Annotated in this window: 20 protein-coding genes, 1 tRNA gene and 1 pseudogene; 15 read left to right on the top strand and 7 right to left on the bottom strand. The window is 72.3% G+C overall.

What is annotated here, in order from left to right; translation table 11 throughout:
- Positions 1 to 2 precede the first annotated feature (2 nt).
- On the bottom strand, positions 3 to 884 hold the full coding sequence (locus tag IE295_RS22845; protein WP_224322864.1) for a hypothetical protein: 882 nt from the start codon (positions 882 to 884) through the stop codon (positions 3 to 5).
- A 227-nt stretch (positions 885 to 1,111) separates the two neighbouring features.
- Between IE295_RS22845 and IE295_RS22840 the strand changes: the two genes are divergently transcribed.
- The 5 genes from IE295_RS22840 to IE295_RS22820 all read left to right on the top strand — a co-directional run bounded on the left by IE295_RS22840 (position 1,112) and on the right by IE295_RS22820 (position 5,729).
- Positions 1,112 to 1,906: a serine protease gene (locus IE295_RS22840; RefSeq protein ID WP_224322903.1), complete on the top strand. Its 795-nt coding sequence runs from the start codon at positions 1,112 to 1,114 to the stop codon at positions 1,904 to 1,906.
- A 330-nt stretch (positions 1,907 to 2,236) separates the two neighbouring features.
- Positions 2,237 to 2,947: a hypothetical protein gene (locus tag IE295_RS22835; RefSeq protein WP_190065589.1), complete on the top strand. Its 711-nt coding sequence runs from the start codon at positions 2,237 to 2,239 to the stop codon at positions 2,945 to 2,947.
- A 107-nt stretch (positions 2,948 to 3,054) separates the two neighbouring features.
- Entirely contained in the window at positions 3,055 to 3,741 is a 687-nt protein-coding gene (locus IE295_RS22830) for a response regulator (protein ID WP_190065588.1), read from the top strand.
- Between the two features lie 13 nt (positions 3,742 to 3,754).
- Complete coding sequence (locus tag IE295_RS22825) at positions 3,755 to 4,912, top strand: sensor histidine kinase (RefSeq protein WP_224322863.1); 1,158 nt, start codon at positions 3,755 to 3,757, stop codon at positions 4,910 to 4,912.
- Between the two features lie 100 nt (positions 4,913 to 5,012).
- On the top strand, positions 5,013 to 5,729 hold the full coding sequence (locus tag IE295_RS22820) for an MBL fold metallo-hydrolase (RefSeq protein ID WP_308013092.1): 717 nt from the start codon (positions 5,013 to 5,015) through the stop codon (positions 5,727 to 5,729).
- A 21-nt stretch (positions 5,730 to 5,750) separates the two neighbouring features.
- Here IE295_RS22820 and IE295_RS22815 read toward each other — a convergent pair whose 3' ends face one another.
- On the bottom strand, positions 5,751 to 6,134 hold the full coding sequence (locus IE295_RS22815) for a VOC family protein (RefSeq protein WP_190065587.1): 384 nt from the start codon (positions 6,132 to 6,134) through the stop codon (positions 5,751 to 5,753).
- A 188-nt stretch (positions 6,135 to 6,322) separates the two neighbouring features.
- On the opposite strand from IE295_RS22815, the gene IE295_RS22810 reads away from it, so the two are divergent.
- Positions 6,323 to 6,826, top strand: coding sequence for a hypothetical protein (locus IE295_RS22810; RefSeq protein ID WP_190065586.1), 504 nt, complete (start codon positions 6,323 to 6,325; stop codon positions 6,824 to 6,826).
- 81 nt (positions 6,827 to 6,907) lie between these two features.
- On the top strand, positions 6,908 to 10,018 hold the full coding sequence (locus IE295_RS22805; RefSeq protein ID WP_190065585.1) for an endo-alpha-N-acetylgalactosaminidase family protein: 3,111 nt from the start codon (positions 6,908 to 6,910) through the stop codon (positions 10,016 to 10,018).
- Positions 10,019 to 10,132: 114 nt separating this feature from the next.
- On the opposite strand, the gene IE295_RS22800 is transcribed toward IE295_RS22805, so the two are convergent.
- Complete coding sequence (locus IE295_RS22800) at positions 10,133 to 11,908, bottom strand: glycoside hydrolase family 35 protein (RefSeq protein ID WP_190065723.1); 1,776 nt, start codon at positions 11,906 to 11,908, stop codon at positions 10,133 to 10,135.
- A gap of 144 nt (positions 11,909 to 12,052) precedes the next feature.
- Between IE295_RS22800 and IE295_RS22795 the strand changes: the two genes are divergently transcribed.
- The 3 genes from IE295_RS22795 (at position 12,053) to pepN (ending at position 15,938) form a co-directional block, all read left to right on the top strand.
- Positions 12,053 to 12,943 carry a helix-turn-helix transcriptional regulator gene (locus IE295_RS22795; RefSeq protein WP_190065584.1) on the top strand — a complete coding sequence of 297 codons (891 nt, stop codon included), beginning with the start codon at positions 12,053 to 12,055 and terminating at the stop codon, positions 12,941 to 12,943.
- Positions 12,944 to 12,958: 15 nt separating this feature from the next.
- Positions 12,959 to 13,288 carry a chorismate mutase gene (locus IE295_RS22790; protein WP_190065722.1) on the top strand — a complete coding sequence of 110 codons (330 nt, stop codon included), beginning with the start codon at positions 12,959 to 12,961 and terminating at the stop codon, positions 13,286 to 13,288.
- Between the two features lie 136 nt (positions 13,289 to 13,424).
- A complete protein-coding gene (gene pepN, locus IE295_RS22785; protein ID WP_190065583.1) occupies positions 13,425 to 15,938 on the top strand; it encodes an aminopeptidase N in 2,514 nt (837 codons plus the stop codon).
- A 110-nt stretch (positions 15,939 to 16,048) separates the two neighbouring features.
- On the opposite strand, the gene IE295_RS22780 is transcribed toward pepN, so the two are convergent.
- Entirely contained in the window at positions 16,049 to 16,597 is a 549-nt protein-coding gene (locus IE295_RS22780) for a F0F1 ATP synthase subunit B (protein WP_190065582.1), read from the bottom strand.
- A gap of 300 nt (positions 16,598 to 16,897) precedes the next feature.
- Between IE295_RS22780 and IE295_RS22775 the strand changes: the two genes are divergently transcribed.
- Entirely contained in the window at positions 16,898 to 18,319 is a 1,422-nt protein-coding gene (locus IE295_RS22775) for a pyridoxal phosphate-dependent decarboxylase family protein (RefSeq protein WP_190065581.1), read from the top strand.
- Complete coding sequence (locus IE295_RS22770) at positions 18,316 to 19,743, top strand: lysine N(6)-hydroxylase/L-ornithine N(5)-oxygenase family protein (protein ID WP_190065580.1); 1,428 nt, start codon at positions 18,316 to 18,318, stop codon at positions 19,741 to 19,743. Before IE295_RS22775 ends, IE295_RS22770 begins: the two co-directional genes overlap by 4 nt.
- Here the strand turns inward: IE295_RS22770 and IE295_RS22765 are convergent.
- On the bottom strand, positions 19,699 to 21,495 hold the full coding sequence (locus IE295_RS22765; protein ID WP_190065579.1) for a bifunctional metallophosphatase/5'-nucleotidase: 1,797 nt from the start codon (positions 21,493 to 21,495) through the stop codon (positions 19,699 to 19,701). The two genes, IE295_RS22770 and IE295_RS22765, sit on opposite strands and share 45 nt — an antisense overlap.
- A gap of 119 nt (positions 21,496 to 21,614) precedes the next feature.
- On the opposite strand from IE295_RS22765, the gene IE295_RS22760 reads away from it, so the two are divergent.
- Complete coding sequence (locus IE295_RS22760; RefSeq protein ID WP_190065578.1) at positions 21,615 to 22,340, top strand: SIMPL domain-containing protein; 726 nt, start codon at positions 21,615 to 21,617, stop codon at positions 22,338 to 22,340.
- 133 nt (positions 22,341 to 22,473) lie between these two features.
- On the top strand, positions 22,474 to 23,910 hold the full coding sequence (pyk, locus tag IE295_RS22755) for a pyruvate kinase (protein ID WP_190065577.1): 1,437 nt from the start codon (positions 22,474 to 22,476) through the stop codon (positions 23,908 to 23,910).
- A gap of 6 nt (positions 23,911 to 23,916) precedes the next feature.
- Here pyk and IE295_RS34470 read toward each other — a convergent pair.
- Together IE295_RS34470 and IE295_RS22750 are read right to left on the bottom strand one after the other, a co-directional pair.
- Positions 23,917 to 24,009, bottom strand: a pseudogene (locus tag IE295_RS34470) (transcriptional regulator); the annotation flags it as partial.
- Between the two features lie 148 nt (positions 24,010 to 24,157).
- Positions 24,158 to 24,230: transfer RNA gene (locus IE295_RS22750), tRNA-Leu, on the bottom strand.
- A 100-nt stretch (positions 24,231 to 24,330) separates the two neighbouring features.
- On the opposite strand from IE295_RS22750, the gene IE295_RS22745 reads away from it, so the two are divergent.
- Positions 24,331 to 24,981, top strand: coding sequence for an ANTAR domain-containing response regulator (locus IE295_RS22745; protein ID WP_190065576.1), 651 nt, complete (start codon positions 24,331 to 24,333; stop codon positions 24,979 to 24,981).
- The last annotated feature ends 19 nt before the right edge of the window (positions 24,982 to 25,000 follow it).

Raw genomic sequence — 25,000 nt, 5'->3', positions numbered from 1 at the left:
CGCTAGGTGTCGCAGTCCAGCTCCGTGCGGCACAGCGCGCAGCGCGCCCGCAGCCGCCCGCGCACCGGCACCCGGATGCGCTGGTGGCACGTCGGGCAGGGGAAGCTGACCCGCAGCGGGTCGGGGCCCTCGAAGGCGTAGCCCGCCTCCGGTGAGGCGGCCCTCGCGCGCCGGTCGCGGGCGTAGCGGTGCCGGACCAGGCGGCCGGCGGCGGCCAGCGGGGGCTGCCGCCCGTCCCGCCGGGCGCGCTCGCGCCCCCGGGTGTACGCCTCGTAGGCCTGGGCGCTGGTGAACCACGGCGAGGGGTCCTCGCCGAAGGCCTCCGCCCGCTTGGCCAGCACGTACCCGAACTCCTCGGGCGTCAGGTAGCCCAGCTTCTGCGTCGTCACCGACGACTCGCGGTAGGCGTCCAGCAGCAGCCAGCCCGCGCCCAGGTAGGCGGCCGCCGTGTCGGTGAGGATCTCGTTGTCCCGGGTGCCGGGGAACTCCAGCCCCAGCCGGTGCAGGTAGACGTGCATGACCTCGTGCGAGAGCGCGGCGCCGATGTCCTTGCGGTGGGTCTTGAAGCGGGAGTTGAGCTCGATGAAGTACTCGGGCCCGGCGGCGAGTTCGACGCTGCCCGCGTGCCGCATGTCGCGGAAGCTGACGATCATGCGGGCGTCCGGCAGCCTCAGGTGCCGGACCATCTCGCCGGCGACGCGCTGCACGCCCAGATAGGGGTCCTCGTGGTCGGAGAAGGCCACGTCGGCCGGCGGCACGCTCGCCGCGAAGGAGCGCACGCCGTCGTAGGAGAGCCGTTTGTAGAGCGCGGTGATCGCCGTCCGCACGGTGTCCACGTGCGGGAATCCGTGCTGGATCGCGACGTCCGGGTCCGAGCCGCCCACGCGTGACCACCCCCGTGCGGTTGCCGCTGCCCTTCCACTGTAGGGCGGGCGGCAAGGCCGCCCCGGCAGGCGGACGAGAGCCCGTCCCGACTGGCCGAAAACCCCGCTAGGTACGACTGCCGCCCGGTTCGATAATCACAGCGCGCATCGTTGTCATGAGCTCTACAACCCCCACCACGCGATGCGCGCAACCTCCCACGAAAGGAAGCACGTTGCGCTCCTACCTCATCGTGCTCAAGAGATGTCTCACCATCGGCGCGGTCGCCCTCGCCGCCCTCAGCCTCCAGCCCGGCGGCGCCCAGGCCGCCCAGGACCGCGACCCCGACCCGCGCCCCGGACAGGGCGTGGTCGGCGGCGTCCCGGCCGCCCAGGGCGAGTTCCCCTGGATGGTGCGGCTGTCCATGGGCTGCGGCGGCGCCCTCTACACCCAGCAGATCGTCCTCACCGCCGCCCACTGCGTGAACGGCAGCGGCGCCGACACCTCCATCACCGCCACCGCGGGCGTCGTCGACCTGCAGTCCTCCTCGGCGATCAAGGTCAAGTCCACCCGCGTCCTGCAGGCCCCCGGCTACAACGGCACCGGCAAGGACTGGGCACTGATCAAGCTCGCCAGGCCCATCGACCTCCCCACCCTCAAGATCGCCGACAGCACCGCCTACAACCAGGGCACCTTCACCGTCGCCGGCTGGGGCGCCAACCGTGAAGGAGGCAGCCAGCAGCGTTCCCTGCTCAAGGCCGACGTCCCCTACGTCGACGACGAGGCCTGCGCGGGCGCCTACGGCGACAGCCTCACGCCCGCCGAGGAGATATGCGCCGGCTTCCTCGAAAAGGGCGGCGTCGACACCTGCCAGGGCGACTCCGGCGGCCCCATGTTCCGCAAGGACGACGCCGGCGCCTGGATCCAGGTCGGCATCGTCAGCTGGGGCACCGGCTGCGCCCGCCCCCACTACCCCGGCGTCTACACCGAGGTGAGCACCTTCGCCTCCGCCATCAAGTCCGCCGCGGCGAGCCTCGGCCGCTGAGCCCGGCGGCCAGCCGGCAGCCACCCGGCGGACGCCCGTAGGACCGGCCCCCGCCCACCGGCCCGTACCGGAGCCCGGCCCGTCCGCTGACCCGGACGGCCCAGCCCGGTACGGGCCTCGCGCGCCCCCGCGGGCCCCTGCGGCGAGCGCCCCTCAGGGCTCCGGACCGGTCTGCGGTATGACGCGGAGGGGGGTCCGTCATCCTTTCGGCCGAGACGAGAATGGTCGGACAGTCGAGGTGTGGGGCGCGTAAACGTCCGTAACGTAAGGGGAGTGCCACCGAGACCGGCGGCCGCAGTCCCAGCCGTCCGTTACGGAAAGGCACTCTCCGTGTCCGTGAAGTCCCGCATCGCCGCCACCGCCGTCCTCACCGCCGCCGTCGCGGCCGTGGTGTACCCGACGGCCGGCGCGTTCGCGGTGGACAAGCCGGACCACGACGCCCGCCCCAAGACCACCACCGTGCGGCAGGTCCTCCTCCCCGACGGCAGCCGCGCCCGCCTCACCTCCGGCGACGGCGGCACCAGCGTCACCGTCACCACCCACGGCACCCGGCAGCGCACCATCGACGCCACCCGGCCCTCCGCCGACCTCGAGCGGCTCCACCTGCGCATCATCGACGGCGACGGCAGCCGCCCCACCCTGCGCGCCCAGCTCGACGGCAGCCGCCTGACGCACTACTACGACTTCGCCTCCGGAACCCTGCGCCACACCCCCGAGGCCGCCGCCACGACCACCGGCCGCCAGGTCGTCACCGGCACCGCGAGCAACCCCGCGACCGCCGACGCCGCCCCCGCCACCGTCCCCGTCGCCTCCCCCCGGACCGGGCAGCACACCGCGCCGGCCGCGCACCGCCCGCCCCACGACACCTCCGGCAACCCCGTCAAGCGCGTGGTGGAGGCCGGCCAGGTCATCAAGGCCAGCCACGACGTCGGCGACGCCGTCACGCCCGCCCTCGCCGGCGGGGTGGCCCTGCTGGCCGTCGGCGGCGGCGCGTACGGCGTGCGCGTGGCGCTGCGCCGCAACGGACGCGCCGAGGGCTGAGCACCGGCCGGGCGTCCGGCCGGCCGCCTGCGGTTGCGGCGCGCGGACGCCCCCGGTGACATGGAAGACGCCCCGGCGTCAAGGCGTGTGAGGAACGAGGGCACAGTATGGCGATCACCGTGGTCATCGCGGACGACCAGGAGATGGTCCGCACCGGCTTCCGGATGATCCTGGAGAGCCAGCCCGACATCGACGTCGTCGCCGACGTCGTCGACGGCGAGGCCGCCCTGGAGGCCGTCGAGCGCCACCGGCCCGACGTCCTCCTCCTCGACATCCGCATGCCCAAGCTGGACGGCCTCGAGGTCACCCGGCGGCTCTCGGAGCTGTCCGCCGCCCACCCCGAGCGCGGCCAGCGCCCCCGCATCGTCATCGTCACCACCTTCGACCTCGACGAATACGTCCACACCGCGCTGCGCAACGGCGCCTCCGGCTTCCTGCTCAAGGACGCCAGCCCCGCCATGCTCGTCGAGGCCGTGCACGCCGCCGCCGTCGGCGACTCCCTCATCTCGCCCGCCATCACCGTCCGGCTGCTGCGTGACATGGCCCCCTCGGCCACCGGCTCCGCACCGCCCGCCGTCAAGCAGCCCGCCGAGCCGCTCACCGACCGCGAGGCCGACGTCGTCCGCTGCCTGGCGCGCGGCGCCACGAACGCCGAGATCGCCTCCGAACTGTTCGTCTCCCTGTCCACGGTCAAGACCCACCTGGCCAACGTGCAGCTCAAGCTCGACGCCCGCAACCGCGTCGAGATCGCGGCCTGGGCCTGGGAGAGCGGACTGGCCACGAGCGGCACGTGAACAGAGCCGGCACGTGAACACGTGGGTCCTGCGGGCCGCCCGCTCACCCCGGCGGGCGGGCTGCGGCAAGGTCGCCCTCGGGGCCGCCCTGCTCTTCCTCGTCGGCTTCGAGGGCTTCTCCCTCGCCCGCCAGCCCAGCCAGCCGCACGCCGTCGTCCTGGCCTCCGGCGTCGTCGTCTGTCTGTGCGCCCTGCCCTGGAGCTGGATCCCGCTGACCGTCCGCGCGAGCATCGCCGTCGCCGTCTCCTGGACCGCCTCCCTCATCCTGATGACCGGACAGCACCCCTCCGTCGTCTGGGGCGTCGGCGAGGACGTCGCCCTGCTCGTCCTCCTCACCGAGATCGTCTCCCGCTCCCCGGCCCGCGTCGCCCGCGTCCTGGGCCCCATGCTCGCCGTCGCCGCCGTCGCCGCGCCCGTACGCGACCTCAATCCCGGCGGCTTCACCGCCCTCTTCGCCGTCCTGACCGCCGTCGTCGGCGCGTACTCCCTGATCCTGCGCGGCCACGACGCGCAGCGCGTGCGCGACATGGCCGCCGTGCGCACCGCCGAGCGCCTCGAACTCGCCCGCGAGCTGCACGACCTCGTCGCCCACCACGTCACCGGCATCGTCGTCCAGGCCCGCGCCGCCCGCTTCACCGCCCTGGAGGGCCCCGCCGTCGCCGACACCCTCGAGCGCATCGAGAGCTCCGCCAGCCAGGCCCTCGGCGCCATGCGCCGCCTGGTGGGCGTCCTGCGCGAGGGCGAGGCCGAGACCGAGCCCGTCGCCGGCCTGCCCGAGGTCCGCGAGCTGACCGAGGAGTTCACGCGCACCGGCCCGCCCGTCGCCCTCTACATCGAGAAGGGCATGGAGACCTGGCTGCCGGACGACGTCGCGGCGGGCGTCCACCGCGTCGTCCGCGAGTCCCTCACCAACATCCGCAAGCACGCGGCGGACGCCACGGCCGTACGCATCGGGGTGCGCGGCGTGTCCGAGGGAGTGGAGCTGCGCATCGCGGACGACGGCAAGCGGGCCGCAGGCCTCTCCGAGCAGGCGCGCGGCGGCGGGTTCGGGCTGGTCGGCCTCGCCGAACGGGCCAAGGCGATGGGCGGCCGGCTGCACGCCGGGCCCGCGCCGGAGGGCGGGTGGCAGGTGATGGCACTGTTCCCGGTGGACCGCGAGCGACGCGGCTGAGCGGGGCCGGGGAAGTTCCCGGATCCGGTTCGCCGGTGGCTCAATCCGCGCACGGCGCAAAGGCTTGGGACGGCGCCTTCTTGATCATTAACGTGACGGCATGACAACGATGCGAACAGTCGAAGTGACGCCGGACATATGGATGCTGCAATTCCCCGTCGGACAGGCCTATGTGCTGCGCCTGCCGGGCGCCAACGGCTGGGCGATGGTCGATGCCGGCCTCCCGGGCCATGCCGAACCGGTCCTCGACGCCCTCGCCGGCCTCGGCGCGCGCCCCGAGGAGCTCCGGGACATCGTGCTGACCCACTCCCACCTGGACCACACCGGTTCCGCCGCGGCCCTGGCGGCAGCCACGGGCGCGCGCATCCTGGCGGGCGCGGCCGATGCGGCCGTCATCCGTGGCGAGGTTCCCGAGCCGCCGCCGGTACTGGAGGACTGGGAGGTGCCGCTGTGGGAGTCCGTCCAGGCGGGCCTCGTCGACGCCCCGCCGCCGGCGCCCTGCCCGGTCGACCTCGAGCTGGGGGAGGGCGACACCCTCGACTGGGGCCATGAGGCCCGCGTCGTCCACGTCCCGGGCCACACCGCCGGCAGCATCGCGCTGCACCTGCCGGCCTCCGGCGTGCTGTTCACCGGCGACACCATCGCCAATGTCGAGCAGCTGATGCCGGGCGTCTTCAACGTCGACCGGCAGGGCGTCATCGACGCCTTCCGCCGCCAGGCCTCGCTGTCGGACGTCGACACCGCCTGCTTCGGCCACGGCGCACCGCTCGTGGGCGGCGCGGGCGAGGCGCTGCGCGCGGTGGCGGCCGGGCTGTAGGGGGTTCTTGTAGAGGGGGTTCTAGCCCTGCTGCCCGTAGCAGAGGCAGAAGGGGTGCCCCGCCGGGTCCGAGAACACCCGGAAGCCGGACGTCTTCCCGCCGCTGTCGTGCAGGAACGTGGCGCCCAGCGCGATGACCTCGCGCTGGGCACGCTCGACGTCGTCGACGTCGAAGTCCAGGTGGAACTGCTGCGGGTGCGCCGGCTCGGGCCAGCGGGGCGGGTGGTACTCGCCCTGGACGCCCTGGAAGGCGAGCCGCTGGGACTTCCCGGGCGCGTTCAGCCACACCCAGGAGGGGTCGGCCTCGTCGGCCTCGACCTCCCACCCCAGGACGGCCGCGTAGAAGTTCGCCAGGGCGAGCGGGTCGGGACAGTCGATGACGGTGCACTGCATGGTGGCGATCATGTCCCGATGATGCCGCACCGGTACTGACGGGGCGTCATCCGTTCGCGTCGTGGGGCGACGTACGGGCGGCCGTTCGACGGGCCAATCGAAAAAATCATGGATTGCGGGAAACCCGGCTCCGGGGCGCGCACGAGCCTGCACGATGTGAATCCGCCGACTCTCCGCAGCTCATCCCCTAGGTGGCCCGCATGCCCGCACCGCACTCCCGAAACGAACCCCGCTACGCCCTGTGGGCGGCGGTCATCACGGCGTTGGGAGCGCTGCTGGCCGCGCTGATCACCAAGTACGGGCTGCCGTCCTTCTCCTCCGACCGCTCCCCCTCCCGGTACGACGGCGGCGTGCCGGACGCGTTCCTCGGGAAGTGGCGGGGCGACGTCACCGAGGAGGGCGTACGGCCGTCCGTCTACGCGGCCGCCGTGTCGATCGGCGAGGCCGGGCCGGGAGGCGAGGCCGGGAGCATCGAGTACACGGCTCCCGGGCTGCTGTGCAAGGGGGTTCTCGTGCTGCAGGAGGTCGGTGACGACCGCGGGACGATCACGCTGGGGGAGGAGATCAGGAGCGGACGGTGCGTGCCCCGGGGGCGGATCACCCTCACCGCGGGGACCGAGCGCCATGTGACGTTCTTCTACACCGGGAAGAAGCACGACGGCACCCTCCAGGTGGTCAGGGGAGGGCTGGACAAGGGCGCGTGAGCCGACCCGCGCACCATCAGTCCAATACCGCCCCCGGTTTGTCCATGGTCACCCCAGGCCCCGCAGCCCCACGGTGAGGCGGTGACCGCAGACCAACCGCGCCCCCACGGCCCCAGCCGACGGGCCGTCGTCGTCACCACCGCCCTGGCCGGACTCGGCCTCGGCACGGCCGAAGCGGCAGCGCACGGGACCGAAGCCGTCCTGCGCTCCGCCGAGCTCGACGTCCGCGTCGACACCTCCTTCCCCCGCGTCCTGTCCTACACCGATCGCGCCACAGGCGCCGTGCTGCACGGCCAGGAAGACGCCGTGACCTCGCTGCTCGTCGACGGCACCGAGCACACCCCCCGCGTCACCCACGCCGTCTCCCCCTCCGGCGACCGCGCCGCGTACACCCTCGCCCTGGCCGGCGGCACCCGGATCGACGTGGAGATCCGCGTCCGGGGATGGCGCGTCGACTGGCGGGTCACCCGCATCGCCGACACCCCCGCCCTGCGCGTCGGCACCCTGGCCGTCCCGGGCCTGGCCCTGCTGAGCGTGCGCAGCACCCAGCCCGGCGCGGCCCTGCTCGCGGCCCGCATCCAGCTCGACGCGGCCAGGAGCGGCGACACCCCCGTACGCCTCACCCCCACACCTCCGCCGCCCGACGCCTCGCCCGTCGGCTGCGCGTACGCGGTCGTCAGCACGGACCGGCTCGCCGCGGCCGTCGAGACGAACACCGTCCACGACCGGCCCGACGCCTCGAGCGCGTGGGAGAACGGCCGCCTGTGGCGGCAGACCCTCCGGCGCGAGGGCTACACCAAGGCCCAGCTCACCTGCGGGCAGTGGACCCACCGCGCGGCGGGCTCGCACACGACCGACCCGCTGCCCCGGGCGACCGTGATCGTCACCCGGGACCGCAACGGCGACGGCACCGTCGACTGGCAGGACGCGGCCATCGCGATGCGGGACATCATGGTGAACCCGCCCGGCGCCGACGAGCAGCACCTGCGCGTCGTCCCCCACATCCCGTTCAACTTCGCCAGCCAGGCCACCAACCCCTTCCTCGCCACCCTCGACAGCGTCAAGCGCGTGCACCTCGCCACCGACGGGCTGCGGCAGTTCACGCTCCTCAAGGGCTACCAGTCCGAGGGGCACGACTCCGCCCACCCCGACTACGGCGGCAACTACAACGAGCGCGCGGGCGGGCTGGCCGACCTCAACACGCTGCTGCGCATCGGGAAGCGGTGGAACAGCGACTTCGCCGTCCACGTCAACGCCACCGAGTCGTACCCGGTCGCCAACGCCTTCTCCGAGACCCTCGTCGACCGCGACAACCGGCAGTGGGACTGGCTCGACCAGTCGTACCGCATCGACGCCCGCCGCGATCTGGTCTCCGGCGACATCGCCCGCCGCTTCGCGCAGCTGCGCGAGGAGACCGACCCCGCCCTGACCACCCTCTACATCGACGTCTTCCGCGAGTCGGGCTGGAACTCCGACGCGCTCCAGCGCCTGCTGCGCGAGCAGGGCTGGCAGATCACCAGCGAATGGGGGCACGGCCTGGAGCGCTCCAGCCTCTGGTCCCACTGGGCCACCGAGACCGACTACGGGCCCGACACCTCGCGCGGCATCAACTCCCGGCTCATCCGCTTCATCCGTCACCACCAGAAGGACGTCTTCGCCGACAAATGGCCCCTCCTCGGCACGGCGCGGCTGGGCACGTTCGAGGGCTGGCGCGGCAAGACCGACTGGCACGCCTTCACCCGGCGGATCTGGGAGGAGAACCTGCCCGCCAAGTACCTGCAGGGCTTCGCCATCCGCAGCTGGGGCGACCACGAGATCACCCTCGCCACCGAACCCGCGGCGCCCGCCGCGTCCCCCGCCGCGTCCCCCGGCGTGATCACGACCCGGGTCTCCGACGCCGACGGCACCCGGCGCGTCACCACCGACGGGCGCACGGTCCTCGCCGGCCGCGCCTACCTCCTGCCCTGGGAGCCCCGCCGCGCCACCGACCCCGCCAGGCTCTACCACTACAACCCCGACGGCGGCACCACCACCTGGACCCTGCCCCGCGGCTGGTCCCGGCAGCGGACCGTCTTCGTCCACCGCCTCACCGACCAGGGCCGCGCCGACACCGCCGAACTGCCCGTGCGCAAGGGCAGGGTCACCCTCACCGCCCGGCCCGGCACGCCCTACGTCGTCACCCGCCGGCGCGGCCGCCCGCCGGCCGACCCGGCCTGGGGCGAGGGCACCCCGCTGCGGGATCCCGCCTTCCACTCCGGAACGCTCGACGCCTGGCGGGTCACCGGCCAGGCCGCCGTCGGGACGAGCCCCCTCGGCGACGGCGAGCTGGTCATGGGCGCGGGCCCCGCGACCGCCGTCAGCCAGCGGCTGAAGCGGCTCGCGCCCGGTACGTACGCGGCGTCCGTGCAGGTCGAGGTCGGCGCCACGGCGGGGGAGCGGCGCCGGGCCGCGCTCGAGGTCCGTACCGGCGACGGCGTCACGGCGGTCAACTGGACCGACACCTCCACCGCCGTCAACCACGTCGCCGCCGACCGCAAGCACGGCACCCGCTTCCAGCGGCTGTTCACCTGGTTCACCGTGCCGCCCGGCGGCGGCCCGGTGACGCTGTCGCTGACGGCCGCGGCGGGAGAGGCCCGCGTCAGGTTCGACGCCGTGCGCGTCGTGCCCGGCCGGCGGGCGACGGCCGAAGGGGCGCTGGTCTTCGAGGACTTCGAGAACGTGCCCCAGGGCTGGGGGCCCTTCGTCAAGGGCGACGCGGGCGGCAGCACCGACCCGCGCACCCACATCGCCCGGCGCCACGCGCCCTACACCCAGCGCGGCTGGAACGGCAAGGTCGTCGACGACGTCATCGACGGCACCCAGTCGCTGAAGTCGCGCGGCGAGAACCCGGGCCTGGTCTACCGCACCGTCCCGCACACCGTCCGCTTCGAGCCCGGCCGCCGCTACCGCGTGAGCTTCCGCTACGAGAACGAGCGCGCCGCCCAGTACGCCTGGGTGACGGCCGTCGACGAGCCCGGGGCGCGCGAGCTGTCGCGCACGCCCCTGCCGGTCGCCGTGGAGCCCACGACGTACGCCTACGAGTTCACGGCGCCCGGTACGGGTGAGGCGTGGGTGGGGCTGCGGAAGACCGGGGAAAACGGGACCGCTGAGTTCGCTCTGGACGGCTTCACCGTGCAGATGGTCGGGCAATAAACATTCACGGGGTTCCGTCCCGTTGGTCACCGTCATCGGCCGGTGACCAGCGGGACGGGAAATGCACCCCGAGACCGGACCGCCGCCCCCCGGGCCCGGCTCACGCGGCGACGGCTATGGCACCGGGCTCAGCCGGATCCCCGGCCCGCCCGCCGCCGCCCCCGCCTCCTCGAACTCCAGCACCAGCAGCTCGTTGTCCCCCTCGCGCAGCACCGGCCCCGGCACGTACAGCGCCCGCTGCGGCCCCCGGTCCCAGTAGCGGCCCAGGCAGAAGCCGTTGACCCACACGAAGCCCCGCACCCAGCCGGGCAGCTCCAGCACGGCGTCCCCCGCACCGGCCACCCGGCACGAGGCCCGGTACAGCCCCGGCTCCCCGCCCGCCGCACCGCCGGCCGCCCACGGCACCGCCTCCAGCGCCCCCGGCTCCTCCAGGGCGTCCAGCCGCAGCCCGCGCGCCACCACCCCGTGCACGTACTGCCGCTCGTGCAGCAGCCCGCCCGTGACGCCCTTGGCCTCGCCCAGCCGCGGCCCGTAATTGACCCGGCCCAGCGACTCCACCCACAGCTCCACCTCGGCCGGCCCCGCCACCTCGCCCAGCGGCGCCGGATCGCGGGAGCCGTCGGCCACCGCCACCCGCACCCCGTCCACCCGGGCCACCGCCACATCCCGCAGCCCCGCCACCCACAGCGGATACGCCCGGCGCGGCCCCGGCACGGCGAAGCGGTAGCGGACCACGCCCCGGTCGACGCCGAGGTCCTCGAAGGAGGGCGGCAGCGGCCCCCGCGTCTCCGGCCCGCCCAGCGCGTCCATCACCCCACCCAGCGGCGCCCACCCCACGGGCCGCGCCACGACCGGCGCCCGCAGCACCGGCGGCGCCGGCGGCACGGCGGGAAGCGGCCCCTCCGCGTACCGCGACAGCACCCGCCGCAGCGCCCGGAACTTCTCCGTCGCACGCCCGAACTCATCGACCGGGGCGTCGTAGTCGTAGGAGGTGACCATCGGACGCAGCGCGCCCCGGAAGTCGGCACCGGCACGGTTCGCCCCCGCCCAGCCGCCGAAGTTCGAGCCGCCGTGCGCCATGTAGATGTTCACCGACGCGCCGCACCCGAGGATCTCCTCGAGCACCCCGGCCGCGTCCTCGGCGTCCCGGGACGCCTCCTCGCCGCCCCAGTGCGTGAACCAGCCGCACCAGAACTCCGTGCACATCAGCGGCCCGCGCTCCTGATGGCGCCGCAGCACCGCGAACGCCTCCCGCGCCCCCGACCCGAAGTTCACCGTGGCGAGCGCCCCCGGCACCGTGCCGCCCGACAGCATGTGCTCCTCCGGCCCGTCCGAGGTGATCAGCGGAACCGTCACACCCAGCGCCCGCAGCCGTTCCACGAGACGCCGCAGATAATCCCGGTCACTGCCGTACGACCCGTACTCGTTCTCCACCTGGACGAGCACCACCGGCCCGCCCCGGTCCACCTGCCGCCCCACCACCTCGTCCGCCACCAGCGCCAGCCACCGCTCCGCGGCCCGCACGAACTCCTCGTCGCGGGTCCGCACGCGCGCCCCCAGCCGCCCGGTCAGCCACGCCGGCAGCCCGCCGTTCTCCCACTCCGCGCAGATGTACGGACCCGGGCGCACGATCGCGTACAGCCCCGCCTCCCGCGCGGCATCCAGGAACCGCCCCAGCTCCCCGACGTCCCGCGCCCGCCCCCGGAACGGCTCGTGCCGGTTCCACGGCACATACGTCTCCACACAGTTGAGGCCCATCGCCCGCAGCATCCCCAGCCGGTGCGGCCACAGCCCCTCGTGCACCCGGAAGTAGTGCAGCGCCCCCGACAGCAGCCGCACCGGCCGCCCGCCGAGCTCGAAAGCGTCGTCCCCCACCACGAATTCCGGCACGTCCCCCGCCTCGTCGCCCGTCGCCCGCACACCCCGGCGCACACCATCCTCGCCCTCTGGCGGGGGAGGGGGCCATGGACAAAGATCGGGGCTGATTGGACGGAAGACGGGGCGGCCGCCGAAGCGACGGGAGGCATCAGGCGCGTGTACCACTCCTGGATGCGGTACTTCACCCCCGGCCCGGTCCACCACCGGCTCGGCCTGGTCTGCCTCGGCGTGGGACTGCAGCACGGCGCGCTGCCCGCCGTCGGCCCCCGCGTCCTGGACCACCACGTCGCCGTCGTCATCGCCGCCGGCGGCGGCTGGTACCGCACCCCCGACGGCCGCACCCACCCCGTCACCGCCCCCGCCCTCATCTGGCTCGTCCCCGGCGTGCCCCACCACTACGGCGCCGGCCCCGGAGCCGGCTGGGACGAGAGCTTCGTCGACTTCACCGGCTCCGCCGTCGCCGCCTACACCGAGCTCGGCTACATCGACCCCGGCCGGCCCGTGGTGCCCCTCGCCGACACCACCACCGCCCGAGCCGCCGTCGCACGCATCGCCCGCGCCGCCCGGCGCGGCAACCCGCTGCTGGAGGTCGAGACCTCCGCCGCCGTCCACGAACTGCTCGTCGCCCTGCGCCGCGCCCGCGCCGATGCCGCCGACGCCGGCGACCCCGTGCTGCGCGCCCTGGCCCGGGACGCCTTCCTGCCCCTGTCCGTCACCCAGCACGCCGCCCGGCACGGCATGACCCCGGCCGAGCTGCGCTCGGCGGTGCGGCGCGGCGCCGGCTGCAGCCCCAAGGACTACCTGCTCGGCATCCGGCTCGGCCGCGCCAAGGAGCTCCTGGCCGCCACCGAGCTGCCCGTCGCCGCCGTCGCCCGGCGCGTCGGCTACGACGACCCCGCCTACTTCAGCCGGCTCTTCACCCGCCGCGTGGGCACCGCGCCCGTGCGCTTCCGGGAGCGCTGCGGCAGGGCCGTACCCGGCGGGTGGAGCAACGAGATCCCCGATCCGGAGCACCCTCCGGTCATCGAATCCCGCCCTTCCGCATAGGCTCGGTGGGTGGACATGAACAACAGTGCCAAAGACGAGCCCGTACGCAGCACCGGCGACGAGTCCGCGAGCGCCGAGCTGCGCCGCCTGCGCGACAGCATCGACAACATCGACGCCGCGGTGATCCACATGCTCGCCGAGCGCTTCAAATGCACCCAGCAGGTCGGTCACCTCAAGGCCGCCCACAAGCTGCCCCCGGCCGACCCGGCCCGCGAGGCCCGCCAGATCGCCCGGCTGCGCGAGCTGGCGGAGAACGCCAAGCTGGACCCGGCGTTCGCGGAGAAGTTCCTGAACTTCATCATCGCCGAGGTCATCCGCCACCACGAGACGATCGCCCGCGCCTGACGGCCGGCGCCCACCCGCGGGCGGGAACGGACCGGGGCCGCCCCGCCGCGGGCGGAACCCCGGCCGTCCCCGGCCCCCGCCCGCCCCGGCGGAAATCCACCGGCCCCGTACGGGCCGTTGCGGCAGCATGGCCCCCATGCCCGTACTGACGCGCGACGAAGCGCAGACCCGCGCCCGCCTCCTCGACGTTCACCGCTACGAGATCGACCTCGACCTCACCCGCGGCGACGAGCACTTCGGCTCCACCACCGTCATCCGCTTCACCGCCCGCACCCAGGGCACCACCTTCGTCGAGCTCAAACCCGCCACCCTGCACAGCGCCAGCCTCGACGGCACCCCGCTCGACCCCGCGGCCCTCGACGACAACCGCCTCGCGCTCACCCTCACCGCCGGCGAACACGAACTGCGCGTCGAGGCCGACATGCGCTACTCGCGCACCGGCGAGGGCATGCACCGCTTCACCGACCCCGCCGACGGCGAGACCTACCTCTACACCCAGACCTTCATCGACGACGCCCAGCGCGTCTTCGCCGCCTTCGACCAGCCCGACCTCAAGGCCGCCTACGACGCCACCGTCACCGCACCCCCCGAGTGGACCGTCCTCGGCAACGGCGTCGCCACCCGCATAGGACCGCCCGCACAGGGCCGCTGGCGCCTGGCCACCACCCAGCCGCTCAGCACCTACTTCGTCGCCTTCGCCGCCGGCCCCTGGCACAGCGTGCGCACCGAGCACGCTGGCATCCCCTTCGCCCTCCACTGCCGCCGCTCCCTCGCCCCCCACCTGGACGCCGACGCCGACGAGATCCTCGGCATCACCCGGCGCTGCTTCGACCGCTACCACGAACTCTTCGACGAGCCCTACCCCTTCGACTCCTACGACCAGGCGTTCGTCCCCGAGTTCAACGCCGGCGCCATGGAGAACCCCGGCCTGGTCACCTTCCGCGACGAATACGTCTTCCGCTCCGCCGTCACCGCCACCGAACGCCAGACCCGCGGCGTGACCATCGCCCACGAGATGGCCCACATGTGGTTCGGCGACCTCGTCACCCTCCAGTGGTGGGACGACATCTGGCTCAACGAGTCCTTCGCCGAGTACATGGGCTACCACGTCCTCGCCGACGCCACCCCCTTCACCGGCGCCTGGACCGAATTCGCCGTCTCCCGCAAGAGCTGGGGTTACGACGCCGACCAGCGGCCCTCCACCCACCCCGTGGCCCCCACCCCCGAAGACGTCACCGACACCGCGTCCGCCCTGCTCAACTTCGACGGCATCTCCTACGCCAAGGGCGCCTCCGCCCTGCGCCAGCTCGTCACCTGGCTCGGCGAGAAGGACTTCCTCGCCGGCATCAACGACCACTTCGCCCGCCACCGCTTCGGCAACGCCACCCTCGCCGACTTCATCGACTCCCTCGCCCGCCACTCCGACCGCGACGTCCCCGCCTGGGCCGAGAGCTGGCTGCGCACCACCGGCGTCGACACCCTCACCCCCGCCGCCGGCGACGAAGGCCCCGCCGGCTGGCGACTGGACCTCCACCACGACGGCACCCGCCCCCACCGCCTGGCCATCGGCCTCTACGACCACGCGCCCGGCGACCGCCACACCCTCGTGCCCCGCGACCGCCTCACCACCGACCTCCCGGCCGGCGGCGGCACCCACACCCTCGCCCTCACCGGCCCCCGCCCCGCACTGATCCTCCTCAACGACGGCGACACCGCCTACACCAAGGTCCGCCTCGACGCCGGCTCCTGGAACACCGCCCTCGCCTCCCTGTCCGCCCTGCCCGACCCGCTCAGCCGGGCCGTGCTGTGGAACGCCGCCCGCGACATGGTCCGCGACGGCGAGCTGCCCCCCACCGCCTACCTCGACGCCGCCCGCGCCCACCTGCCCCACGAAACCGACGTCGCCATCGCCGAAGGCGTCCTGTCCTTCGCCCGCGGCGAGATCGCCGACCGCTACGCCACCCCCGACGACCGCCCCCGGGCCCTGGCCACCCTCACCGCCCTCTGCCACGACGTGCTCGGCCGCCACCACGGCGAGGACGGCGCGGGCCTGCGCCTGACCGCCGTACGCACCCTCGTCGACAGCGCCACCGCCCCCGGCGACCTCCAGGACTGGCTGCGCGCCGGCACCGCCCCCGGCGGCCCGGCCCTCGACCCCGAACTGCGCTGGCGCGTCCTCGCCCGCCTCGCCGTCCTCGGCGCCCTCACCCCGGCTGAGATCGACGCCGAACTGGCCCGCGACCCCAGCGCCACCGGCCAGGAGGGCGCGGCCCGCTGCCGCGCGGCCCTGCCCGACCCGGCCGCCAAGGCCGCCGCCTGGGAGGCGATGTACGGCGGCGACGAACTGTCCAACTACCTCTTCACCGCCACCGCCCAGGGCTTCTGGCAGCCCGAGCAGGCCGCACTCCTGCGCCCCTACCGCGACCGCTACTACCCCGCCGCCGTCGCCCTCGCCGCCCGCCGCGGCCCCGCCCTGGCCTCCGCCGCCGGCGGCCCCGGCTTCCCGCGCACCCTGGTCGACCGGGAGACCCTGCGCCAGGGCGAGGCCTGCCTGCGCGAGGCCGGCCCCACCCCCGCACTGCGCCGCAGGATCGCCGACCAGCTCGACGACCTGCGCCGCGCCCTGGCCGTGACGACCGCACAGCGGTAGCCGGCCCGGCCCGGGAACCACGAGCCTTCAGGCAACGACAAGGCGCCCGCACCCCCTGCCGGGGGTGCGGGCGCCTGGGCCTATGGCTTCGCCGGTTGTCAGCCGGTGTGTCAGTCGCGCGGAGTGGCCGCGTCGGACGGCTGGGCCGCCCGCAGCTCCTCCAGGAAGCGGTCGACGACGCCGCTCTCCCGCGCGTAGTCGGCCATCGACTCGCCGACGATCTTGCCCGCCAGCTCCGTCGCCAGCGCACCGACCTGCTCGCGCAGCTCGGCCTCGGCGACCGCACGCTCGGCGTCGATCACCGCGTGACCCGCGGAGATGATCTCCTCGCGCTGACGCTGGCCCTCGGCACGCAGCTCGGCGATGATCGCCGTGCCCTGCTCGAGCGACTCCTGGCGCAGGCGCGCGGCCTCGTGCCGGGCCTCGGCCAGCAGCGCCTGGTACTCGGCGTGCACCCGCTCCGCCTCGACGCGCGTCTCCTCGGCGTCCTCGAAGGCACCGTCGGTGGCCTTCTCACGCTCGACGAGCACCTTGTTGATCCGGGGCAGGATCACCTTCGCCATCACGGCGAAAACGAGGAAGAAGAGCACCAGCCCGAGAACGAGCGGCGCGGGCTCGGGCTTCAGCGGCCCCACGTCGATAGCAAAAGTCATGGCCATGGTGTGCACATTACCTTGAAGCGCCGCCCCGCCGGAGACCCGCACCCCGCCCGGCGACCCAACTCACCCCCGCCACAAGGCCGTGCCGGCCCCCTACAGCCAACGCATGCCGGGCCCGTACCACCATCGGGCGAAACCTCCCCCACTCGGGGTCACGCAGCGTATACAGCCGGTAGCTTGAGCCGTCCGCAACCGGCCCGGCCCCCCACGGACCCGTACACGGGACCTGCCACGGGTCCGTCACGGACCCGTCACGGACCAGGAAGAAACACCCCGTATCCGACCAAAGAGGCCCTCCTCATGCCCGCGCCGCCCACCGCCCGGCACACCCCCGCGACAGCACTCGCCGGCGGCACCCAAGGCACCCGCGCCCTGCGCCCCCTCCTCGACACCACCCTGCGCGCCCTCGCCCGCGGCGCCACCGCCCGCGGCGGCCCCCTCCCCGCCGGCGGCCCCGAAGCCGTCGCCGCCCGCATACGAGCCGCCGCCACCCCCGCCCTCCCCGAACACGGCACCGGCCCCGACGAAGCCCTCCACACCCTCGTCCAAGCCCTCGCCGAAGGCGCCGCCGACCCCGCCGACCCCCACTGCGCCGCCCACCTCCACGGCCCGCCCCTCGCCCTGGCCACCGCCGCCGACCTCGCCGCCTGCGCCCTGAACCCCTCCCTCGACTCCTGGGACCAGGCCCCCTCCGCCACCGCCCTCGAAGCCCTCACCACCCGCGCCCTGGCCGCCCTCGCCTACCCCGCCCGCCCCCACCCCGACGCCCTCGTCACCACCGGCGGCACCGAGTCCAACCAGCTCGCCCTCCTCCTCGCCCGCGAAGCCGCCCGCACCCACACCCCCGACCGGCCCCTGCGCGTCATCTGCGGCGCCAACGCCCACCACAGCATCCACCGCTCCGCCTGGCTCCTCGGCCTCCCCACCCCCCACACCCTCCCCACCCCCACCGGCACCCTCGACCCCCACGACCTCCACACCGCCCTCACCGCCGCCCCCGGCACCCCTCACCTCGTCGTCGCCACCGCCGGCACCACCGACACCGGCCGCATCGACCCCATCCCCCACATCGCCGACCTCTGCGACACCCACGGCGCCCGCCTCCACATCGACGCCGCCTACGGCGGCCCCCTGCTGTTCAGCCACACCCTGAAGACCGCCCTCACCGGCCTCGAACGCGCCCACACCATCACCCTCGACCTGCACAAACTCGGCTGGCAGCCCATCGCCGCCGGCCTCCTCGCCGTCCCCGACCCCACCGCCCTGCGCCCCCTGGCCCACCAGGCCGACTACCTCAACGCCCCCGACGACACCGACGCCGGCCTCCCCGACCTCCTGCACCGCTCACTGCGCACCACCCGCCGGCCCGACATCCTCAAGATCGCCGTCACCCTCCGCGCCCTCGGCCGACGCGGCATCGCCGACCTCGTCGAACGCGTCTGCGCCACCGCCCACCACCTCGCCGACCTCATCGACGCCCACCCCGCGTTCGAACTCCACTCCCGCCCCACCATCAGCACCGTGCTCTTCCGCCCCACCGGCGCCGACCCCCACACCACCGCCCGCACCAGACGCCGCCTCCTTCACACCGGCCACGCCGTCCTCGGCCGCGCCACCACCCCCGAAGGCCTCTGGCTCAAAGCCACCCTCCTCAACCCCCACACCACCCCCGACGACCTCCGACACCTGCTGAAACTCGTGGAAGGCCACACCACCCGATGACCACCCCCCAGCCCCCAGCCTCCGCCCCCGACCAACCCCTCGACCTCGTCGGCATCGGCATCGGCCCCTTCAACCTCTCCCTCGCCGCCCTCGCCCACCCCCTCGACGACCTCCGCACCGCCTTCTACGACCAGAACCCCACCTTCCAGTGGCACCCCGGCCTCCTCATCGACGGCACCACCCTCCAAGTCCCCTACCTCGCCGACCTCGTCACCCTCGCCGACCCCACCAGCCCCTGGACCTTCCTCAACTACCTCAAGGCCCGCGAACGCCTCTACCCCTTCTACTTCTCCGAGCGCCAGCACATCCACCGCGCCGAATACGACGCCTACTGCCGCTGGGTCAGCGAAAACCTGGGCGGACTCCACTTCAACCACCACATCGACGCCGTCCGCTGGAACCCCGAACGCGTCCTCTTCGAAATCGACTACACCCAGCTCGACCCCGAAGGCGAAGCCGACGCCCTCGGCCGCGCCTACACCCGCAACCTCGTCCTCGGCGTCGGCACCGCCCCCTACATCCCCGAACCCCTGCGCCCCCTCGCCGAAGCCCCCGGCGTCCCCGTCGTCCACTCCGCCGACTACCTCGACAACCGCGCCAAACTCCTCGACGCCGAACACATCACCGTCATCGGCTCCGGACAATCAGGCGCCGAAGTCTTCCTCGACCTCCTGCGCAACCGCCCCCCGGGCCGCGAAAAACTCCACTGGCTCGCCCGCAGCCCCGCCTTCGCCCCCATGGAATACAGCAAGCTCGGCCTCGAACACTTCACCCCCGACTACACCCACTACTTCCGCACCCTCCCCGAAGCCGTGCGCGACCAGGTCCTGCCCCAGCAATGGCAGCTCCACCAGGGCATCGACGCCAAGACCATCGCCGACATCCACGACGAGCTCTACCGCCGAAGCCTCCACGGCGGCTGGCCCGACACCGTCCTCACCCCAGGAGTCTTCGTCCGCACCGCCGGACGCGTCGGCGCCACCCGCGTCGAACTCCACCTCGAACACACCCAGCAGGGCACCCGCTCCCGCCTCACCACCGACGCCGTCATCCTCGCCACCGGCTACCGCGAACGCCGCGTCGACACCCTCCTCGCCGCCCTCGACCCCTACGTCCGCCGCGACTCCAACGGCCGCCCCCGCATCGACGAACACCACCGGCTCGTCCTCGACCCCTCCGTCAAGGGCGCCATCCACGTCCAGAACGCCGAAACCCACACCCACGGCGTCGGCACCCCCGACCTCGGCCTCGCCGCCTGGCGCAGCACCGTCATCCTCAACGCCATCACCGGCAAAACCACCTACCCCCAGCCCCAGCGCACCGCCTTCACCACCTTCGGCCTGGAGCCGCGGCCACAGCCACGACTCCAGCACCACACCTCAGAAAACCGGCACACCATCCCGCGTCAGCTTCCAGTCCACTGACGCGAAGGCCGCCACATCGATCGAACCCTTGGCCTTCACCCAGCCGATGATGGTGTTACGGATCTCCTCCGAATTCGCCCACAACTGCTTGGCACGCGCCACATGCGGGAAGTTGCCGCCACCGCTCGCCCGGTAGTTGTTCACCGCCAGGACGAATTCGGCGGAGTCCTCGAGCGGCTTCCCGTCGAACGACAGCTTCACGATCCGCGACCCCGGCGCCTTCGCGATGTCGATCTCGTACGAGAGGCCGCTCACCGCGTCATAGTTGTAATCCGGGATCGACTCGGCATTCGTCAGCTTCGCCGGATCCACCGGAGCCCCCGCCGGCGTCTGCACGTAATACCGCGCCGAGAACTCCAGGTACGCCCGCAACTGCGCACCCGTCAGCAGCCGCGCCTCCAGCGTGTTCTCGAACGGATACAGCCCCGCCACCTCGCGGATCGTCACCTTGCCCGCAGGAACCGCGGCCGTACGCGAGAAACACGACGCCTGCGACAACACCGGCAGCTTCGCGTACGCCGTACCCGCCAGCGCCGCCTTCACCGTCTCCGCCTGCACATGGTTGATGAAATCGATGACCGCGGTGTCCTTGTACGGAGCCTCCGCCGCACTCATCGCCGCCGACGACGAACCGATCACCTGGTTGACGTACGCCACCACCTTGCGGTGCTCGTCACCCAGCAGACGAGTGATCCTCTTGTCCTCGGCCACCGCATTGGAGTTCAGCACCTTCGCCCCGACCGACTCCACCTGCCAGGCACCGCGCTCCCACACCAGACCGAAGTCGAACAGCGTCAGCCGCTGACCCCACTTGAGCGGCTCGGACAACACCACCTGCTTGCCCGTCTTCTTGTTCGTCACCCGGTACTCGGGAATCTCCGTGTGCGCGTGACCCACCAGAATCGCGTCGATCCCCGGCACCTGCTCGGCCACCAGCGCCGCCGCGTTCTCCACATACGGAAGCTGATCACCGTACGACGACGTACCGCTCGAACCCGAATGCGCCGACACGATCACCACATCCGCACCCAGCGAACGCAGCTTCGGCACCCACTTCGCCGCCTGCTCCTCCAGACCCGGGAAGACCATCTTCCCCTGCACATTCGCCTTGTCCCAGATCGCGATACCCGGATTGGTCAGACCCAGGATCGCCACCCGCACATCACGGCCGAACGGCGTGCACACCTTCTTGATCACATAAGGCCGGAACGCCGGCCGCAACGTCTTCGCATCCAGGGCGTTCGCCCCCAGCAGCGGGAAGTCGCACTGCTCCTCGAACTTCCGCAGCGTCGGAATGCCGTAATTGAACTCATGATTGCCCAGCGCCGCCGCGTCATAGCCGATCGCGTTCATGGCCTGCGCCATCGGATGCACCGGACCGTTCGCACCCGTGATCGGGTCGACCTTCGCGTAGTAGTACGACAGCTGAGTGCCCTGAATCGTGTCACCCGCGTCGATCAGCAGGGTGTTGCGACGACCCTTCTCCGACCGCACCTGATCCACCAGCGTCGAGATCTTCGCCAGGCCCACATCGTTGTGCGCCTTGTCGTCGAACTCGGCATCCGTGAAGTAGTCCCAGTTGAAGACGTTCCCGTGCAGGTCGGTCGTCCCCATCACGGTGAACGAGTACCGCTTCTTGCGGCGCCCCGGGGACTCCGCCTCGGCCGGCACCGTCCCCACCGCACCGGCAAGGGCCACACCCGCACCCGTCACGGCCGTACGCCCCAGGAAATTCCTACGATTGAGCGGCATATGTTCTGTTCTCCCCATTCATATCCAGAACCAACGCGCGTAGATTCTGGCCCAGCCCCCACCCCCGCCGACACCCTCACAAGGTTGCGATCCCGTCACCACCTGGGACGCTGAACCCCATGACCACACCCCAGGACCCCACCCCCGCCGAGGAAACCCACCTGCCCTACGGAACCCCCGACACCCCCCGCATCGCCGTCCGCGGCGAAGCCCGCCTCGAAGTCGACCCCGAAATCGCCCACCTCGGCATCACCGTCAGCGCCCGCGGCACCGACCGCCGAACCGCCCTCGGCGACCTCACCCGCCGCAACAACCAGGTCCTCGACCTCCTCAAGTCCTACGGCGAAGCCGTCGAAAAAATCGAAACCGGCACCTTCACCATCACCCCCCAACTCGCCGAAAAAGGCCGCCACGAACGCATACGCGCCTACCACGGCCGCGTCCGCGTCACCGCCACCCTCATCGACTTCACCGCCCTCGGCGAACTCGCCACCCGCCTCGCCGAACTCGAACTCACCCGCGTCGACGGCCCCTGGTGGAGCCTCCGCCCCGACTCACCCGCCCACGGCGAAGCCCGCCGCCAAGCCGTCCGCGAAGCCGTCCAACGCGCCCGCGAATACGCCGCCGCACTCGGCGCCCAGCTCACCGCCGTCGTCGAACTCGCCGACACCGGAGCCGAAAACCCCGCCCCCATGGGCATGCCCGCCAGGCCCGCCGGCCGGGCACGCTCCGGCTACGCCGGAGCCGCGCCCGACCCCGCGCCGGCCCTCGACCTCGAACCCCAGCGGCAGACCCTCTACGCCCACGTCAACGCCAGGTTTACGATGACGCGCCCGGCCCTGTGAGGCGCCCCCGGGGGCGCTCATCAGAGCGCCCCCTTGCACGTTTCACAAGGTGTCAACAAGCTTTCACGCAAAGGTCGTTGGCCAGTTGCGGCAGGACAATTCTCTACCCATGAGTAGGTCATAAGGTCGTGCCATGCGCCGAGCGAAAATCGTCTGCACCCTGGGGCCGGCCACCGACTCGTACGAGCAGATCAAGGCCCTCGTCGAAGCCGGAATGGATGTCGCCCGCTTCAATCTCAGCCATGGCACCTACGCCGAGCACGAAGCGCGGTACCAGCGCGTCCGTAAAGCGGGCGACGAGACGGGCCGCAGCATCGGCGTCCTCGCCGATCTTCAGGGCCCGAAGATCCGCCTCGGCCGCTTCCGCGAAGGCCCTGTACTCCTTGAACGCGGCGACGAATTCACCATCACCGTCGAAGAGGGCACCGAAGGCGACCGCCACCACTGCGGCACCACCTACGAAGGCCTCGCCGGCGACGTCACCAAGGGCGAACGCATCCTCGTCGACGACGGCCGCGTCACCCTCGAGGTCATCGAGGTCCGCGGACCCCGGGTCAAGACCATCGTCATCGAAGGCGGCATGATCTCCGACCACAAGGGCCTCAACCTCCCCGGCGTCGCCGTCTCCGTCCCCGCCCTCTCCGCAAAGGACGTCGAAGACCTCCGCTGGGCCATCAACACCGGCGCCGACATCATCGCCCTCTCCTTCGTCCGCACCGGACGCGACATCCACGACGTCCACCGCGTCATGGACGAAGAAGGCCGCCGCCTCCCCGTCATCGCCAAGATCGAAAAGCCCCAGGCCGTCGAGAACCTCGACGACATCATCGCCGCCTTCGACGGCATCATGGTCGCCCGCGGCGACCTCGGCGTCGAAATGCCCCTTGAAACGGTCCCGATCGTTCAGAAGCGAGCAATCAAGCTCGCCAAGCGCAACGCCAAACCGGTGATCGTCGCCACCCAGATGCTCGACTCCATGATCGACGCCTCCCGCCCCACCAGGGCCGAAGCCTCCGACGTCGCCAACGCCGTCATCGACGGCACCGACGCCGTCATGCTCAGCGGCGAGACCAGCGTGGGCAAATACCCCGTCGAGACCGTCAAAACCATGGGCCGCATCGTCGCGGCGGCCGAAGAGGACGTCCTCGCCAAGGGCCTCCCCCCACTCACCGAACGCAGCAAGCCCCGCACCCAAGGCGGCTCCGTCGCCCGCGCGGCAGCCGAAATGGGCGACTTCCTCGGCGCCAAGTTCCTTGTGGCCTTCACTCAATCCGGTGACACGGTACGGAGGCTCTCCCGCTACCGCTCGCCCATCCCGCTGCTGGCCTTCACCCCTGAGCCGGCGACCCGGTCACAGCTCAACCTGACGTGGGGCGTGGAGACCTTCCTCGGCCCGATGGTCCAGACGACCGACGAGATGGTCGATCAGGTCGACGAATACCTGCTGCGGATCGGCCGCTGCCGCAAGGGCGACATGGTCATCATCACGGCGGGCTCCCCGCCGGGGACTCCGGGCACGACGAACCTGGTGCGGGTGCACCACATCGGCGAGGACGACTCGCCGAAGTAGGGATGATCAGTACTTCGGGCCTATGTGGGTGTCCATGAGGGCGACGGAGGCGCGGCGGGCCACGGAGATGTTCTGGGTCCGCCGGCCGAGGGCAAGGGTGCGCTGCCGCGCTTCCATGTCGTACATACCTGCGAGCGTCGCTGAGGTTCTACAGCGGAAGACAGGATTCGAAGGCACGCTCACTCTGGCGAGCGAAGATCATCACCGGAACGGAACGTGATTGGTGACCTTGAGATTGAAGGTCAAGTGCCCCGGGTCGGATTCGAACCGACGCTGAATGGGTTTTGAATCCATGGCCTCTACCGCTGGGCTACCGGGGCTAGCCTACGAAACCAAGGTTAGCGGAATACCGCCGTGCGTCAAACATATCGCAGCTAGGTAGGCTCATGGGGCAGTACCCCTGCTCTACCGAGGAGACCCGTGAGCGCCGCCGAGCCCCAGCCGCCTGTCGACGACGAGCCGCAGCACACCCCTCCGAACGTCACGCGCGTCGTGATCGCCGAGGACGAGGCCCTCATCCGGCTCGACCTCAAGGAGATGCTCGAGGAAGAGGGCTACTCCGTCGTGGGCGAAGCGGGCGACGGCGAGACCGCGGTCGCGCTGGCGCGGGAGCACCGTCCCGACCTGGTGATCCTGGATGTGAAGATGCCGGTGCTGGACGGGATCTCCGCGGCCGAGCGGATCGGTGCGGAGTCGATCGCGCCGGTGCTGATGCTGACGGCGTTCTCGCAGCGTGATCTCGTGGAGCGGGCGCGGGACGCGGGGGCCATGGCGTATCTGGTGAAGCCGTTCAGCAAGAGCGATGTGGTGCCGGCCATCGAGATGGCGGTGTCCCGTTTCACGCAGCTGAAGGCGCTGGAGCGGGAGGTCGCGGATCTTTCGCAGCGGCTGGAGACGCGGAAGCTGGTGGACCGGGCGAAGAGCATTCTGCAGACGCAGTACGGGCTGACGGAGCCGGCCGCGTTCCGGTGGATTCAGAAGACGTCGATGGATCGCCGGCTGTCGATGCAGCAGGTGGCGGAGGCGGTCATCGAGGACGCCAAGGAGAAGAAGGCCGCGAAGGAGCAGTAGCCGTAGCGGTCGTGATTGT

This window comes from Streptomyces griseocarneus (assembly GCF_014655595.1).
In the GTDB taxonomy this organism is placed as follows: domain Bacteria; phylum Actinomycetota; class Actinomycetes; order Streptomycetales; family Streptomycetaceae; genus Streptomyces; species Streptomyces griseocarneus.
This window is presented reverse-complemented; position numbering and strand designations above follow the sequence as displayed.